The sequence below is a fragment of the Rhodococcus sp. PAE-6 genome (assembly GCF_025290685.1).
GTDB lineage: Bacteria > Actinomycetota > Actinomycetes > Mycobacteriales > Mycobacteriaceae > Rhodococcus > Rhodococcus pyridinivorans.
Genome location: NZ_JAOCLZ010000032.1, coordinates 1 through 16,038, shown reverse-complemented (window position 1 = coordinate 16,038; position 16,038 = coordinate 1). Strand labels below are relative to the sequence as shown.

The following is a 16,038-nucleotide window of genomic DNA, read 5'->3' as shown; positions in this document are numbered from 1 at the left end:
GCATCAGGGGCTGCTCGAACTCGCGTGCAGCATCATCTGTTTGAGGCGACTGCGGAGATCATTCTGAAACCGTCAGTGAATCGCGTGTAGAAATAGTCACGAAAGACCCACCCGTAGAACGAGAAAGGATCCGCACATGGGGACCTACCATCATGTGGTTTTGCGTTCGGCGGCTGGCGAATACGTCGCCAGAGTGAGGCCGAGCGCATTCGGATGCGACGTCAAAGTCGGTAGTGGAGGATACTTCGATCAGAACGTCCTCCCTGCTGTGACGGCATTCGCGGAGAAGCATTTCGGCACTTCCCTCACTCCCATTTGGGTTGACGACATGTCGTGTGACGGTTGGGAATACAACCCAACACTCGTCGCTCCCTGGGATGGCCCGGTGTCCCTGGACGACGAACCGGAACTTCCCCACCTGGTGCCAGCCAGTCAACAGGGTGCTGCTGTCCGCGCACATCCGGACATCATCGTCGCCGGGATGTAGCCGCCCCCGCTAGCCGGTAACCAGGAAACCGCGGATACATCGCGCGCAGTGTCGTTCTAGGTTCCGTTCAATGCGGCGACGGATTGCTCGTGTTGCAGTTTGGAGTCGACGGGCTCAAAGCAGTTGGGGGAGAATGTATGAACGGATCGAGAACCGTTCCGATTCATCAACTTCGACTGCTGGGAGATCGACGCCAATGCGCAACTGGATTGTGTACGACGACGAGAACAATCACATTGGTACGGTGACCGCCGACGACAGGTATTCGGCGCAAGACAAGGCGCAGGAGATCGAGGGTTGCTCCTGGATCGAACCCGAAGATGCACCGCACACACCGGTCCCCTAAACGGGCCGCGCTCACGCAATAAGGGGATTCGAACCTATTGGTTCGAGTCCCCTTTTCTCGGTGCATATTTGGGTTATGCCGTCGCGCGCTGGCCAAGGCGGCACCCAGGGTGCGGTCGTTGGCGGAGGCATGGGATCCAAGAAAACCGGTCCAGTTGGTCTCGTTTCATGTCAAGATCAGTCGACGACATTTGATGCTGAACGAGAAGGAGATTCGATGCGTTCGATCACACGCGCGGCCCTGGTCGGTGCTGCAGCTCTTCCCTTGGCTATGGCAGCTCCCTCGCTGGCCTCGGCCTCGACGGCTGCCGACGTCACCTTCGCATACAGCGCGTCCGGGTCCACGGTGAGCAATACCATCACCAACAACTCGGGCGGTCCTCTGCAGTGCACCACGGGCCTCGGGACGCCCCTGGTGGCGTGTTGCCGCCGATCGAAGACACGATCGGACCAGGACAAACGATCTACGAGACCGGCGTGATCCCGACGGGCACAACAGTTCAGACAGTCACCGGCATCCCGGACGGCGCTTACGTCGTCTTGGCGTCCTGCGGCAGCCTCGACGAACCGATGAGCATGTGGGCCTCGGACTACCCAGGACTCGAGACATACCTGGCGATGTTCCCGTTCACCACCTACGCCGTGCAGCAAGCGTCCTGGGTGGTCACGCTGCCCGCCGCTGGTGCGCCCGCAGCAGCCCCAGGCGTGAACTTCGGGAGCTGACCCGGCAGCAGGTCTGTAGAACGGCGCGCGTCACCGACGGACGAGATTTCGTCGGCGATGCGCGCCACTTTCATTGGTAGGCGAGGATGCCAGCAGGCATGGATCCCCGGGTTCGTAGAATGCAAGCCGTGGAGGAACTCTGGCTGTGTGGCTACTGCGGTGGACCGCTCGTCCTCGGGCTATCCGCTCGTTGTCGACTGTGCCTACGTGAGGTGAAAGGTCTCAAAGGTGAAGTGCGATGGCGTGACGAGTCGGCCGCGCGCTACCTGGACTCGCGAGGGCCAGGCCTCGGCCAGTGGTACCTCGCGAACAAGGCCCGTATCAAAGCCCAGGCCCGGACGAAGCCAACGGCTTTTGGCGATCCGAAGTATCGGCCAGTTCTCAGTCCCGATGACGCGGAGCATCCATTTCCGTTCCCGTTCGACCTGCCCTCGTCGCAGTCGGACGAGACAGACCAACCATCTCCCACAGTGGACGCGGACGCCCCGCCGCCACGTGTGCGGCTCCGTGGTCGTCCGCTGCTCACGTGGGAGGACGCAGAGGACTTCGCCGAGGACTGGATGCGCAAGAACGGCTACCCCGACGCCAGGAAGACGAAGGCGGGGCCGGACGGCGGAATCGACGTCACATCCGCTCGGGCGGTCGCCCAGGTCAAGTTCTTCTCCTCCAAGATCGCGCTCCACGAAATTCAGCGGCTGAGTGGAATCGCGCACGCGGAGGGCAAGGATGCGATCTTCTTTTCCCGTACCGGCTACACGAAAAAGGCCAAAGAATGGGGCGATCGTCACGGTGTCCGGTGCCTGACATTTCAACCGCGACAACGCCGTTGAATTCGAACGTGGTATCGCAAGTGTTTACCGGGTAAACGCTATGACGTCGCAACCGGTGCGCTTCGTCCGTCAATCATGCTGCGGTCCACCGCAAGTAGCGGCGGATCTGGGCACAAAAAATGACCCCTCCGAGAAGCTCGGAGGGGTCACATCTGTTCGCGGATGGCGCTAGCGCGTCACATCGGGCACGGCGGAGGGAGGGCTCACGCTACGCCAGGCACCGACGCGTCCGGGTACTTGGCGCGGATTTTCTGCTTCGCATCGTCGGACAGAGATGAGCGCCAGGTCTGTTCCACCGGATCGTAGAAGGGCCGATCCGTTGCCATCCGCGACACAACGGCCCAACCTCGGCCGATATTGTCGGAGTCGTTCGACACCAGCCGGTACCCAGCTCGCCCGAGTTGGTTGTCGAGGTCGTCGGATGGTTCGAGAGGAAACGGTGCGGTGATGAACCTGTTGGGGTCGTTGTCATCCCAGCAGACGGAGACCTGAAACCTCTTGCCGTCCTTCGCGATGAATGCTTTGTAGGTGCTCATGAACCTGCCTTTCGTTTCGTAGCGAGCGGGGAAGGGACTACCGGCCGAAGGGAAAGCGGACAGAGTCGGGCAAATCATCGCCGTAGGCGTCACAGCACAGCCCGTACCACGTCTCGTCGTCGGTGTCGGGGTCCCGGATGATCACGACCTCGGTTTGTCGGCCGCAGGCCGAACAGTGCGCGATGTCCTTTGCAGGCGTCATCTTGCGGAAGGGGCCGTTGGCGTCGGTGCCGTCCTCGACCGTGTCATCACTGTTGATTGTGTTCTCCGGCATCACAAAAGGCCTCTCTCGGGGAAGGGTGATAGAGGAAGTCTAAAGCGGATGTCGGATGCGTAGTCGGATGCGAATGGCAGCGGCGGACACGGCGACGAGTTCAGCGTGGACCCGTGCGCCGGAACGGCAGGTCTCCGGATCCGCGCTCGCGTTAGGTCTCTGTGCTCGGGTCCAGGTAGCTCACAGCGGACTCGAGGGCGCGAAGGGCGGCGGGAAGCAGTTCGTTGTTCCGGGTCGTGAAAGGTGTGCAGACGAACAGATTCCAGACCTCTTTGAGGGCCACGGTGTGCGGCGTCAGCGTGATTTCGGGATTGGTGGACGGCCAGATCGGGGTCAGTCCGATATCGGCTGCGGCCTTGTCGATGAGGGAAATGTGGTCCGGTCCCGACGACCATGTTGGTCCCAGAACCATCACGACGAGGTTGCCGACCCGCAGGACGGCGGCGGCTGTTTTTGCTCCTGAAGGGCGGTAGCCGGTGGGGAAGTTTGCGTGGTCGAGGATCACTCGCGGGTCGTTGCGCAGAAGTATCGAGTACTGGGCGCTCAGGGTGCTGGTTTCGTCTTCGTTAACCAGGGCTGCGTACACCCTGGTGCCTTTGGGGACGCCCCCACCCGAGCGGTCGCTGAAGCGTGACTGCAATCGCTGACGTGCGTCTTCTATCGGCCAGACGTCTCCGCCCCGTTTCACGCCCAGCAGCAAGGTGATCCAGACGATCCAGAAGGCGAGGGCGCGGAGGGTGTTCTGCGAGACCGGTGCCCCTGTCTCGATCAAGTCGAGCAGGTCCGTGTTGTTGTGCAACTTGCTGGTTGCGGTGTTGCAGTCGTTACACAGCGATGTCGTGAACGGATGATCGGCAGTGGTTGCGGGTTCGACTCCCATTCGCAGCAGCAGTGCCTGCGGGATGATGTGTTCGAGAGTGGGATTGTCGAGATCTCCGCAGATGACGCATGGGCCTAAGTTCGCGTCTGTCGCCACTTCTGCACTCCTTCGATCGTCAGCGAGCCGGATCGGTCCGCCGTGAAGAATCGAACAGTATTCGACGAGGGTGCAGTCGAGGATGTCGGTGTTGTCGAGCGAGCGGGGGAGAGGATCCGTCGAGGGCGGTCACAACACCGGTGCCTCCCCGCGACCTCCCTAATGCGCGCTATCGCAGAGTGGAAAACTCGACGTCGATGTCCGTCCATGCTTCCACAGCGTCGAGGCGTCCCGGCCGATACGCCGACACGCGCAACTGCATCACCGAAGCATCCTGAGGCACCACGAAGATCAACTCGGCGCCCTGTGGAGAGCCGAACCGTGCCCGTTTCTTCACCGGCTCCACCGGATCGGGGCTGGTGACCGAGAAGTCGTATGGTGCGAAGTTCAGCTCGAAAGTCTCGGTGAGGTCCGCGCGCCCGCATGCGCCGAGTTCGCCTGTGCATCCTCGTTTTTCGATGATCCAACTCGTGGTGGCTGGTGCCGAGCTGATCACGACGTACTTCTTTCCATCCGGTGCGGGTGCACTGTCCGCCGTCAGCTGCTGCGTGGAGTACACCTCGAGGTCGGCCGTCAGCTCGTACGGACTGGCTGTGAGGAAGCCGTGCATTTCGGTGCGGTCCGGGTTGTCGATTCTGCCTTCCATTCGGGCAGGTAACGTGTCCTCTACCGCGTCGACGGCGGGTGCTTCGCTGGTGACGGCTGACGTCGGTGATCCGTCACTACTGCCACATCCTGAGAGAGCGAGTGCGGCGGTGAGAGCAGCTGCGGCGAACGTGGCAAAGCGGGTGGTCGGCGGCACTGTGTTCCTTGCGTGTGGGGGATATTTACTCGCTGCTGAATCGCTGTGTGCTGTCGCTGCGTTACGCGACGCGCAGGTCCTGAACGGGCGCGTGCGGCGCGGAAGTGACCGCCCACCTTCTGATGTCAGGGGACGCAATAGAACTCGTGAGGGCGTTAATGGGCGGGCCAGATGGGCGGCTAAGGGGGCGCACCGTGTGTGGCGGCGCGTTCAGCGCGCGCGTTGGGCTGAGCAAGCGGTGCGGACAATGCGCGGTGCCTGCCGCCGGTGAAGACGATGCCGAAGAGGAGACCAGTTGCGGCGTTGAGCGGCTCGACAATGGTCGTCTGGTACTCGGTTGCGTTCATTGGACGGATGCCTTTCGGCGCGACTGCACGGTATTTCCCTTGCTGCGTCGAGGCTTTCGCTGGCAATGGTGCCGACGAGCTGGTTGTTCGGACGCGGACATACGAAACTGGCACTCGACTTCGAATATGAAGTCGAGTGCCCATACGTTCATGTGAGAGCGACAGCAAGCGCGCCGTTGCAGCCGAGATTCGATATCGCTGTCTGTTCGTCTGCGGTCTAGTCCTTTTCGGCGAGTTCTTTTCCGAGTTGGTCGAATTGTGCGGCCATCCGGTACATCGCCTCGACTTCCTGCTCGGCTTTGCTGTCGAAACCCTGTCTCCATGCGATGACGGCTTGCCGCGATATGGCGTTGTACGTGTCTGTCCACGAGTCGGCCCAGACGACGCCGTTCCACCGGCGATAGCCGTACGGAACGGGTTCGTCATTGGTCATGCCCGGGGGGAGTCCGTCCCGAACAAAGAAGTCTTCCGCTGCCATGGAGTCCAATCCTCTCGATGCGTAATCTGCGCGTAGGTAACGCATTCCGTGAGCGTATCCAGACTGTGCGCCCCGTGGGCGCAGCCGATGCGGTGCGCCAAGCCCGCCGCAAGGCAAGACGTGAGCCTCGCATCCCGCGACCGGAAAAGGGACACGATGATCGCAGATTTGGATCGCGCCGGATTGGGTGAGCGCTCGCGCCGAGCGGCAGATAGTGTTTCGCCCAGCCGGAATCTTGCATGAAACGAGAGAGGTACGAGATGTCGAAAGTTGTTATTGCGGAGGTAAACAAGGTCGATCTGACCGGAGATGGATCATTCGAGGTCGTCGAGACCCGCCTGATCGTCGCGGGCGAGGACTCAAGGACCGCTCAGGCGTCCGAATAGGTGCTCCGTCGTCGGTCGACACAGGGCAGGGCGACGGCGTCGACTCTGGCAACTTGCCATTCGGCGGTGAAACCTATTGCGCAGGAGATGAAACATGGCCATGAAGGTCAGTGCGGACCGCGTCGCGTAGGCAGCGCAAACCCTTGCCGAGATGGACGAGGAAATAGGAGACGGAAGTCTCACGAACTGGACTGCGCGCAGACTGCGAGAGGAAGCCGCGAAGCGTAGAGCGGGCGAGGCTTGACCCGGATCCGCTGACGGCCGGAACAGTGTACAGGCCTGTGTTCCCTTGGGCCGGTGCACCTTTCTGTAATTGCTGACAGCGACGGCATTGTCGCAGGAGGGTAGCTGCGGGACGGATTGGCCGGACAAGTGGGGACCGTCAGCTCACGGCGGCGCGAGAACTGGCGCCGCTTCTGTATATTCGGACGAGTGAGTGGTACGAGCTTCCGACTTCGATCGGAAGCGGTCAGGGGCAGTTGCGTCGCAGGCAGGCGAACGACAGTTTCGACCAGTCATAGTGGTGAGGTAGACAGGCGAGTCGGGCGAAAGCAGCAAGAACGGTCGCAATCCGTTCCGCGAAAGCTGCTTTCGTCCGGCTCGTTTCTATTCGATACGCTTGGGTCGTACGCACTCAAGGCTGGCGTATGTGCATCCAATGCGTCTGAGCCGACGTTTGGTTCATCGTTGTGGGACCCACCATGATCGACTTCCGGCGTTGGGAAGCCCCCGAGTTGGTTGGTGTGCCTTACGAACCGAACGCGAGGGAGCCGGTAGGTTCAGGCCTCGGTTCAGGCCCGACCAGAATTTCGTACTGGACTCGTTCGGAAAGTTGTCCGGAGCCCCACATCCATCCGCCCCCGTGGCTCATTTGGCCGCATAGTCCGAACAGGCTGTATCGACCCTGGGGGAGGCCAGTTCGTGTCACCGTGACCGTCTGTCCGGCCTGAGGATAAATGGTGGCGTCAGTGGGGTCTGACGGGTGGTTTTGCCAGTCGGGGTTTTCGAAGGGGAGGACAGAGTCGCTGAAGCCTTCGGGGCTGCCGTCAATCGAGAGGGTGCAGGTGCGCGTGTACCCCTTGACGACACGAGGTCCATTCGGGTTTGTGATGGTCGCGGTGATTGACGAGTCGCCGCTGGTGAGTGTCACCACTGGAGGCAGTGTCGAATCAGTCGGTTGGGCGCTCGCCACAGCGGGGAATGCGAGCGGCGCGAGCGCTGCAATGGCCACAACAAAGGGTCTTTTCATGGGTATTTCGTATCACGTCCCTTCACCGGGATTGGCGGTGCCGCCGGTTAGTATCCCGCCGCGAATCCGCCCGCACGGGGGGAGCGGCTTCAATATGAGCCGGGGGCACTTCGGCATTCGCTGCCTGTTGGCGGTCTTCCGTGAAACTGTGGAGCTGTGGCTACCTACCGCGATTACTCCTGGCTCCAACCGTATCGGGACGGCAGTCTCGCTCTCGGATACTGCGTCGCCGCCATCCCCGGCCGCACCCCCGCACAGGTGTTGGACACGCTCGGCGCTGCCCATGTGACCGAAGCGATCGGTATTGCTGAACTCAGCGGGGTGGCACTGGACCTCGCCGAACAATCCGACGTCCCCGGCCCGAGCGATGTGGTCGCCGTCGCCATGGTGGACGAGGAGAACACCTTCTTGCTGCAGCTCAACGGCGGAACATTCGCCGTCACGGATGAGTTGATGCTGCCACTGCTCCCCGATCGTGAGGTCGTCTCGCACTACCTCAGTGTGAACGCCGACAGCGAATTCGTCTGGTGGTCCAATGGCGAACGGGTCGCCCATGTCGAACTTTTCGGTTCCAACCCGGTGATCGGGGACGAGCGGCTCGTGGACCTGATTCTCGATGTCGGCGGCATCGGCATCGATGACGATGCGAGCAGTGAGCCCGGCGAGCATGCAGTGGAAGGTGCCTTCGCCCTGGCCGAACGAATCACCGGCGTAGCAGTACCCGCTGCCGTGTTCGAGGCGGGCGTCTTCAGCGTCGCCGTCGTCCCCAGGGACCAACAAACTACCTCCCCCGACCCCCACACCCTCCCGGGGCGCGACAACCCGTCGTCGTGGAGGGCAGTCGCGCACCGCTACTGGGGCGCGGATCGAACCCCGCTGCATGCTGTCATCACCAAAACACGATCTCGTGGGCGTCCCGGCGCTCAACTCGAATTCTGGTACAAACCGCGCAGCTGCATCCGTCTGGCAGACCAGCAGGGGACGCTGTATCTGCAGAACCGGCAACGACAGACATGGTTCCGCACCGACGGAACACTCCAACGACGAAGCAGCGGATACAGCCTCGACATCTACCTCGAACAACTCCTCCTCGTCCACCTCTCGTGGCCGTCCACACGGTTCACAGATCTACTCCCACCGGACACGATCGGCGATGCAGTGGAGGTGAACGGGCGCCCGGCATGGGAATTCGCGATGCCACCGGACGGACTCGGCCTCGATTCCACAGCCGCGTTCGACGCACAAACAGGTATCCCCCTGAGGTGGGTGGACAAGTCATTTACGCTCGAACTCTCGGACGTGGAAACCGGCATTCATGTCGACGACGACTTCTTCACCGGCCCTTGACGACCGACAGGGGCGATCGCTCAGGTGGGACTGGGACCGTCCTTCTGCGTGATTCCGCGTGCACGTAGGTACTCCTGCCATCCGCACACGGGACAGCTGACCCGATATTCGTACATGTCGTTGTCGCCGTGGCCGAGGGATTCGACGTTCGTGTCGGCATCTCCGTTTTGCGGGCAGGTGTTTCCGGTGAAGTAGTCCTGCCCCACGCGGATGGCGAGAGCGATCGACTTCTCGTGAAATCTCATGCCTGAACTGCGTTCACGTATGTCGTCATTGCTGCGATTCCAGCGTCCAGGCGGGCTGGTCGGTCACGTCCGAGCCATTGTGCAGAACCCAAACACACGGCTCGGAACTGTAGGTGGCAGCGTCGGTGAACCAGTATGTTTCGTCGGGTGCCCAGCCCGCGATGACGCTCGCTGTGTCGGCATCGACGTCGATCGCGGTTCCTGCCGCCGCGAGGTATCCCGTCACGGTAAGGTGCACTCCCTCAGAACTTTCCGCGACCTGCACCCAGTCCGGGATGACCCACCTGCCTGATCGGCCGGTAGTCCGGTACCAAACCTGCCGCGTTTCTGCGGTGACCTCGAGTGGGAACCGTCTGCACAGATCCGCCCAGGCTTGTGCACTGTCGATCTCGTAGATGCGTGCGCCATTCGGTGGCCGCAACGCTCGCACGACGGCCCGTTCCCATCCCATGCTGTCTTCGACGAACCACAAGCCCGCCGCTGTCCCGTCGAACAGCGCCCTCGTCGAACACTGAGTGGGTGGATCCGACCACCAATAACCTGACCAGTTCGCTGCGGGATCCACCGGGCGGTCACGTTCGGCTCTCGCTTCCGATTCCAGGGTGCTCGTGCGCCACTCGCTGAGGAGTTGTTGCGCAGCAGGCACTTCGCCTGTGTTCGCAGATTCGTCATCTCGGCACCCGATCGTCCATTGGTCGGGCGCGGCAAGCGGGCTGCTCCACCATTGCGCCTGTTCGGATCCGGCAATGTGCTCCGCGACGCGTCGAAGCTCATCTTGCATAACCTCGGTGGCGACGAGGACGTCTTCTCCGTCGGGTTCCTGCCAGTAGCGTGCCGCATCGACGGCTTCTGCGAGGGCGGAGCGTAGATCGACGGCGGTGACGTCGGGGAGCGAGATTTCCGAGAGGCTACGCGCCACATCCTCGGCGGTGACTATTGTCCGCCGGGCCTCTTCGGCGCCCGGGCCGAACAACACTCGGGAGGTGCCTTGCCCGACGTCGAGGTGATAAGCCGCCCGGTGAGCGCTGATGCGGAACATGCCGTCGCCTGGCTCGGGCCGCAGGGCGCGTTCGGCGTCGATCGCGTACGCGAGCAGCATCCGGCGCCCCCGCGGGCCCGCCAGCAAAATATCCGCACTGAGCATCAGTTCTCCCGTTCTCCCGGTTCAGGTGACGGTAGCCGAGGTCGGTGAGACCGAGAATTCACTCCCCGCATTGTCGGAGCATTGGACCGTGTCATCACGCACGACGCAGGCGTAGTCGCCGACGCGGAGAGTTTCGTTGTTGTTCAGGACAGTTGCGGTACTGCCGTTGGCGTACCGCTGCCGTTCAGCTTGCTGGATGCCTTTGGAAGTGGCGGAGATGAAGATCGTGTTCGGGGTGCAGTCAGCGCCGGTGGACGTGCCGCCGACGGTGCACGCGGCGTCCGTGGGGATTGCGCCGTGACATCCCGCGCCTTCTGCGATCCCGGACAGGTTGATTCCGCAGGTGAAGTTTCCGTCGCTGGTCGTGAACTGGTAGGACCCTGCTTTCGTTGGGTTCGCGAACGTCTCGGGATCCACTGCGGCAGAGCGTGGTTCCGTCTCGAACGTGCTCGTGAATGCGCCGCCGTCCATAGCGATGTCAGAGTCGGTCGCGGAGCAGTTTTGGGTTGCGAACATGAACAGCCCCATATTGCTCGGGCCGGTCTTGGGCGGACCGCCGTTGGGGCCTTCTATCGGCAGGCGGTATGGATCGCGCGGGATCGCTTGCTTGCTCGAGACCTGAACGTCCGGAGCGAAGACCGGCTCGCGCAAGACCGCCGGAAATTGAGCCAGATCGACCTCGGCAATCAGATCGTTTCCGATCACACGGGATGAATCCACGGTGCCGACAACACTCTCCAGATCGAATCCCGATTTCGCGCGTTCCGGGGTCAGGGTGCGGCTTCCGCTGACCGTCCAGACGTTTTGCGTATCTCGTTGGAAGAACAGGCTGTAGTCGTTCGGGCCGTTCATCCCACTCGGGTACACGGCAAACGAGAAATCGACGGATCCTGGCTGTGCGATCGTCTGGCTTCCGACCCCGGGCACCTGAAGGGGCGGCGGGGGAGGCGGAGCCAGAAACGACAAGCTGATCTTGACCCGATCACCAGTGGTGTGTTCGACGGTCGCTGCCCGGACCTGCACTTCCGCAGGCGGAGGCGTGTTCGTCGCGAACGAATCCGGATCCGGGTTCGTCCACACGCTGCATTCAGTGGCGAAGGAGGACGGGAGAGAGTCCCAGTCCAAAGCCCCGGCATCGCTGCTTCCGGAGCTGCAGCCCGCGAGGAGCGCGACCGACACTATTCCGAACATGGCAGCCGGAGCGCGTCGGCGGCGAGGCTTCCGCAGGGGAGTGAACGCTGTAGGAATGGGCACGCATGATTGTGACAGACAGGGCGCACTGGCCTTGTGGGATGAACACGAACATGCAAGTCCCACAGGCACACGCAAGAGCGGCATCCCACCGACCGCGGCGTGGGCAAGCAACTCGGCGCTGCACCAGCACGCCCCGGAGGTGTGCCGATAGGTGCGGGTCGCACATTCCGATGACCCGGACCTGCCAGACTGGATTCATGGCAGCGATACACGTGGCAGTCAGCCGATGGACCTGCAGAGGTCCATGGTGGCGCGGCTGGCGCCGACAGAACGGACTCGAACTCCACATCGAGGGGCACGGATACACGCAGACATACGGAACGCGAGATCTCGACGTCGCCCGAATGATGGTCCTCGACTACCTCGCAACAGTTGACGCGCCAGCTCCGCACGACGCGGAGATTCAGTGGACCGACAGCGGAGGGTAGCGCATCGCAGCCGTGGATGGATGAGGAAAATCGTTACGCGGCTGTCGACCGCCGCATGACGAGAAATAGCGAATACCGGCCGGTGGAACGTAGTCCTGAAATCCGGGCATCCCCAATCTGCGATAGTTTGATCACCAGCTTGCAAGTCTCACAGTCCGCTTCGACGCCGATACAACGGAATGGGAACATACACATGGCCTTTGAACTACCCGCACTCACCGACGAGCAAAAAGAAGCAATCGACCACTGGCAGGACCAGTCTCCCGCTGGCGACTGCTTCGTCAGCCCGGCGAACAGCGACGGCGCAGTGAAATTGCTGAAGATCACTGACGGCCGCGAATTGATGTGGATCATCAACCCTGACGGATACTTCATGCCGAAGTCTCGGAAATCGGGCGGCGCGTGGGAGGATGTCCTCTGACGACGCCGGGGGAGACCAGTGATGACAAAGAAAGACGCCGGGGAGTATGACGAAAGTTGCTCTCGGATCTGGTTCTATCCTCAGTAACCCGAAGCCCTTGTTGATATTCCATTGTCAACAAGGGCTTCGGGTTTCGTTCGGCAGATAGGGTTCGCACGCCGCCGACTGTTCGAGAAGTCAGAAAGCTACTGCTGTGCTTTGAGCGCAGTTTCACCCTCGCTCGTGAGGTAATAGGCTGGCGCTCGCCGTTCTGAAGCGTGGACTTCTTTGGGGTAGGTATTAACCCATCCATTCTTGACGGCTGTTGCAAGTGAGCTTCTGGATCCCCCGGACTCCGTAACTTCTCCGGCTGTGGTTCCCCGGCCGATTATGGACTCGTAGCCGTTCAATGCGCTGAGGGTGATTTTCATCTTGTCGGACATCATGGCGCTTCTCCCGTTTTGTGTTGGTAGACAGTGGATTGCGTGCTGGTCTGCACGGCTAGCTGCTGAGCTGAGCGTCTGAACTACTTTGTGGGAGTGAAGGCTCGATCGAATCGGCGATCGCTCGTTGTTCTGCGACCCATTCTCGATGCCCCAGATGATGGCGTTTGCTGCCCATCCATCCACAAGTGCATTCGTCGTTGGAGAACAGGTGATTGTCTGTTCCCTCGGGGCTGGTCAAAGGAGTAACTGTGTCCCGGATGTGGAGAGCCAGCGCACGGAAGCGTTCCCGCACGGTGTCTTCGGGATACAGCGGGTAGCCGCCGATGTCGTGCAGCACGGCTTTGAGGGCGTGCACGGCGTCGCGGAGCTTGGGCCGTGCCGCCTCGATCAGCGCTCGACGTTGGAACGGCAGATCGACGGCGGGGGAATCGACCGAGTGGTCGCCGTGGGCCGCTGCGGCGGAGAGGGCGTTGAGCGATTCGTTGAGCTGGTCGATGGCCAACGTGATCGATTGCTGGGTATGGTGCGCGGTCTTTGACACAAGGTCGAGACCGGCGTTGGGGTCGTACGGACGGGGATTGCCGATGAGGTCGTCCAGTGTGGTGTCGAAGATGCGCGCAAGCGCAGCGGCCTCGTCGAGTCGGATGGTGCGGGGGTGTGCGCTGTCGCGGGTTTCGATCTTCGCGATCGTCGTCGAGTGAGCGCGGAGGCCGTTCCTGCTGAGCAGTTTCGCGAGGTCAGCCTGGGAAAGGTTCCTGGCCTCGCGTTCTATGCGGACCCGACGCGCGAACCGTTCTTCGGTTCCATCCGCAGATGTCTCGATAGCCATATTGGGAGTGTAACCAATTTGGGATGGTTGTGGCAGATCGACGCCGAATTGGGCTGTCAACAGTGGTGAGTCAATGCTCCGACCGACTTCGCACAAACGCTGACCAGGCGTGCTCTGCTGGATGCGATCGGTGCGATCTGCGAAGGTCAAGCAGCGGAGAGCATCTAGGCCGGAAGGAAACGCGAATGGATGGAGGGAAGATGCTGACGCAGGACCAGTCGATCGAGCTGCTTACCGAACTGGGAGCCGAACTCGCATCTCGTGGAGTGCGAGGTGCGTTCTTCGGCGACGGCGGCGCAGTCCTATCCGTGGCATTCAACACCCGTCGATTGACAACCGACGTCACCGCCGTTTTCGAGCCGACAAATGTAATCTCCGAAACTGCCCGTGTGGTGTCCAGGCGACGCGGGAGGTTGTCCGACGCGTGGGTCAACGACGTGGTGAAGGGATTGTTTCCCGAAACGGAGCCCGCGCAGCAAGTCGTACTGGAAGTTCCAGGGCTCAGTGTTTGCGTACCAACCCCGGAATACGTTCTCGCACTGAAAAACCATGCCTCACGGGTCGACCACAACGCGGACGACATCAAGTTCCTCGAAGACTTCCTCGTACCTCGGGCCAAGAACAATATCGACGTCGCGATACGCGGCTACCCACGTACGGCGACTTCCCCGAAAGCTCCGGCGGCGCTGGCCAATGCCCTCCGGTCAGTCGAAGAGAACGAGTACGTGCGCTTCACCGCTCATTGGATTTCCGAGGCAGGCAACGTGGATGACGAACCGGACCTGACCGGAAACGACGTCGTCGATGCTGTGGTGTCCGCGGCTTCCGCGCTTGTGGGGATGCGCCGCAACGGAAACGAGCCCGAATGGACTACGCGACCAGGTCGGGGACTCCGGTCGAGGCTCTGGCACCCGGGGAACCCCCGAATGTTCGCGTACTCGCTCGTTCACGCCCCCGCCTCCTTCGCTATCCGAGGTGTAGTAATCGAAAAGGATTCGTTGGCGAGCGTGTGACGGCCGATCAACGACGACAATCGAATCCGCATGAACAGCAGGGTTACATCACATCGCCCCATCCTGGCCCGCATGCCACGTCTCGGTAGATCAGAATGAGGGGTGACATCCGGTGGAATTTCTGAGAGGGCCTGCCATTCACCCGGGCACTGGACATCAATGAAAAGTGTTGAGACCTAGTAGGCTTCGAACCGCTTAGTAGACAAGCTCCGCGTCGGCGAACTCGTTCGCAAACGGATCGAGCGGCGAGCCGAAATTCAAGATCGTAGACAGTTCAGGAATAGGAGAGAAATCATGGGGACGTGCCGATGGTTTGCGATGTGCACGAACGAAGCAACAACCACGTTGAAGCATCCAGTTCTGGGGGAAGTGCCAACCTGCAAGCGCTGCAAGGACAAGGACGCGAGACTCAACGCTTCCTGAGGTCGGACAAGCTGGCGTCGGACAAGCTGGCAAAGCCTCACCAACCTCCCGCGGGTGAGGCTTTGCCATGATCAGAGAAGCGCCGCCACTGATCGCCGCCGCTGATGTCGGTTCGCGAACCCCAGATCCCGCAGATCAACGCTCACCGCCAGCAGTCGCACAGCGGCACCTACACGGACCACCGGCCTCATCGCCCAAGCAGAACGCCCGCACCGGCCCTCGCTGCCACCCTTTGAAAGGGCCAGCGCCGGACAAACAATTGCCTCCGCTTTGGCTACCCACCCGGGCCTGCGCCGCAGGTCGATAAGACGACAGGAGACCGAAACGATGGTCGAGCAAACCTCATCCAGCCCCGAGAGGGTGACCTACCGCGCTGAGAACCGCAAATTTGAGAGTGTTCCACTCGCGGAAGGGATGTGGGCACTGTGGGAGGAAGTTGAAGGCAACTGGTTCACCCGTGCAGACGGCTGGATCGCGCCCCTCGACCAGATCCCCGCCCTAATCGAACAGGAACTGGTTGAAACCGCAGCACAGGCCGAAAGCACGAAACTGGAGCGGTTCGGCCGATAGTCGGCGTCGGTCATCCCGGACGACGAACTAACCCGACGACACCCGCGCGGTGACGCCGAGTCGGCCACGCGAGCCTTTGGCAAGGATGGTGAGTGAGCTTCGGCTACCGATCGCTCTTCGGATCCGGTCGGCCAGTTGTCGAGTTCGGGCGTGGCAGGAGCGCGGGCGTTTGGACGCTACACGCACGACAGACGTAGTGACAGCGAACTCGACCTACCCATGGCCTAGGCAGAGATCATTCCAGTGTCGCCTTCACGATGTGCCTTCTCGCGTTCTGTCCTACGGTCACGTCCCTGAGCTCGAAACTGTAAAGTCCGCCGATGATCAGACTGTCGGCAAGATCTTCATCACCTGTGTTCAGGATTCCGCATGACGTGACGACCGAGACAGGTTCTTTGTTTTCGTACCACTCCGGGTGGACGACATAACGAGGTTTTCTCACCAGGCCGGTGCTTGCAGGTGAAGAAGAACGAGAGCCGCAGCAGCGATCGAGCCGATCCTCCACG

18 protein-coding genes are annotated in these 16,038 nt (G+C 61.4%); 7 read left to right on the top strand and 11 right to left on the bottom strand.

The features are described 5' to 3' along the window. Nucleotides 1-136: 136 nt before the first annotated feature. Nucleotides 137-487, top strand: coding sequence for a hypothetical protein (locus tag NVV99_RS25315; RefSeq protein ID WP_064257166.1), 351 nt, complete (start codon nt 137-139; stop codon nt 485-487). Between the two features lie 522 nt (nt 488-1,009). Here NVV99_RS25315 and NVV99_RS25310 read toward each other — a convergent pair. Further along, nucleotides 1,010-1,198 carry a hypothetical protein gene (locus tag NVV99_RS25310; RefSeq protein WP_258913971.1) on the bottom strand — a complete coding sequence of 63 codons (189 nt, stop codon included), beginning with the start codon at nt 1,196-1,198 and terminating at the stop codon, nt 1,010-1,012. Nucleotides 1,199-1,252: 54 nt separating this feature from the next. Here NVV99_RS25310 and NVV99_RS25305 point away from each other — a divergent pair, with 54 nt between their 5' ends. Together NVV99_RS25305 and NVV99_RS25300 are read left to right on the top strand one after the other, a co-directional pair. After that, complete coding sequence (locus NVV99_RS25305; protein ID WP_248957594.1) at nt 1,253-1,555, top strand: hypothetical protein; 303 nt, start codon at nt 1,253-1,255, stop codon at nt 1,553-1,555. A gap of 128 nt (nt 1,556-1,683) precedes the next feature. Further along, nucleotides 1,684-2,385 (top strand): restriction endonuclease, encoded by a 702-nt coding sequence (locus NVV99_RS25300; protein WP_169833943.1) that lies wholly within the window; start codon nt 1,684-1,686, stop codon nt 2,383-2,385. 203 nt (nt 2,386-2,588) lie between these two features. On the opposite strand, the gene NVV99_RS25295 is transcribed toward NVV99_RS25300, so the two are convergent. From NVV99_RS25295 to NVV99_RS25275, 5 genes are all read right to left on the bottom strand, one after another. Next, the gene (locus tag NVV99_RS25295; protein ID WP_064257168.1) at nt 2,589-2,921 is read right to left on the bottom strand and encodes a hypothetical protein; all 333 of its coding nucleotides are present in this window, start codon (nt 2,919-2,921) and stop codon (nt 2,589-2,591) included. A gap of 37 nt (nt 2,922-2,958) precedes the next feature. Further along, nucleotides 2,959-3,195, bottom strand: a complete 237-nt coding sequence (locus NVV99_RS25290; protein WP_064257169.1) for a hypothetical protein — start codon at nt 3,193-3,195, stop codon at nt 2,959-2,961. A gap of 151 nt (nt 3,196-3,346) precedes the next feature. Then, the gene (locus NVV99_RS25285) at nt 3,347-4,171 is read right to left on the bottom strand and encodes a hypothetical protein (protein ID WP_064257170.1); all 825 of its coding nucleotides are present in this window, start codon (nt 4,169-4,171) and stop codon (nt 3,347-3,349) included. Nucleotides 4,172-4,340: 169 nt separating this feature from the next. After that, complete coding sequence (locus NVV99_RS25280) at nt 4,341-4,973, bottom strand: hypothetical protein (RefSeq protein WP_211270239.1); 633 nt, start codon at nt 4,971-4,973, stop codon at nt 4,341-4,343. Between the two features lie 564 nt (nt 4,974-5,537). Further along, a complete protein-coding gene (locus tag NVV99_RS25275; protein WP_064257172.1) occupies nt 5,538-5,798 on the bottom strand; it encodes a hypothetical protein in 261 nt (86 codons plus the stop codon). Nucleotides 5,799-7,589: 1,791 nt separating this feature from the next. Between NVV99_RS25275 and NVV99_RS25270 the strand changes: the two genes are divergently transcribed. After that, complete coding sequence (locus NVV99_RS25270; protein WP_064257173.1) at nt 7,590-8,780, top strand: DUF6461 domain-containing protein; 1,191 nt, start codon at nt 7,590-7,592, stop codon at nt 8,778-8,780. A gap of 20 nt (nt 8,781-8,800) precedes the next feature. Here NVV99_RS25270 and NVV99_RS25265 read toward each other — a convergent pair whose 3' ends face one another. The 3 genes from NVV99_RS25265 to NVV99_RS25255 are packed head-to-tail and all read right to left on the bottom strand — an operon-like array spanning nt 8,801 to nt 11,348. Next, entirely contained in the window at nt 8,801-9,025 is a 225-nt protein-coding gene (locus NVV99_RS25265; RefSeq protein WP_064257174.1) for a hypothetical protein, read from the bottom strand. A gap of 25 nt (nt 9,026-9,050) precedes the next feature. Next, nucleotides 9,051-10,169 carry a hypothetical protein gene (locus tag NVV99_RS25260; RefSeq protein ID WP_064257175.1) on the bottom strand — a complete coding sequence of 373 codons (1,119 nt, stop codon included), beginning with the start codon at nt 10,167-10,169 and terminating at the stop codon, nt 9,051-9,053. 21 nt (nt 10,170-10,190) lie between these two features. Continuing rightward, nucleotides 10,191-11,348, bottom strand: a complete 1,158-nt coding sequence (locus NVV99_RS25255) for a hypothetical protein (RefSeq protein ID WP_260783203.1) — start codon at nt 11,346-11,348, stop codon at nt 10,191-10,193. Between the two features lie 696 nt (nt 11,349-12,044). On the opposite strand from NVV99_RS25255, the gene NVV99_RS25250 reads away from it, so the two are divergent. After that, entirely contained in the window at nt 12,045-12,272 is a 228-nt protein-coding gene (locus NVV99_RS25250) for a hypothetical protein (protein WP_064257177.1), read from the top strand. Between the two features lie 480 nt (nt 12,273-12,752). Here NVV99_RS25250 and NVV99_RS25245 read toward each other — a convergent pair whose 3' ends face one another. Next, nucleotides 12,753-13,526 (bottom strand): helix-turn-helix transcriptional regulator, encoded by a 774-nt coding sequence (locus NVV99_RS25245; RefSeq protein WP_064257178.1) that lies wholly within the window; start codon nt 13,524-13,526, stop codon nt 12,753-12,755. Nucleotides 13,527-13,726: 200 nt separating this feature from the next. Between NVV99_RS25245 and NVV99_RS25240 the strand changes: the two genes are divergently transcribed. Together NVV99_RS25240 and NVV99_RS25235 are read left to right on the top strand one after the other, a co-directional pair. Beyond that, a complete protein-coding gene (locus NVV99_RS25240; protein WP_156665544.1) occupies nt 13,727-14,539 on the top strand; it encodes a hypothetical protein in 813 nt (270 codons plus the stop codon). A 750-nt stretch (nt 14,540-15,289) separates the two neighbouring features. Beyond that, nucleotides 15,290-15,532, top strand: coding sequence for a hypothetical protein (locus tag NVV99_RS25235; RefSeq protein WP_064257834.1), 243 nt, complete (start codon nt 15,290-15,292; stop codon nt 15,530-15,532). A 235-nt stretch (nt 15,533-15,767) separates the two neighbouring features. Here the strand turns inward: NVV99_RS25235 and NVV99_RS25230 are convergent. Beyond that, on the bottom strand, nt 15,768-16,038 hold a 271-nt coding region (locus NVV99_RS25230), incomplete at its 5' end, for a hypothetical protein (protein ID WP_260783202.1).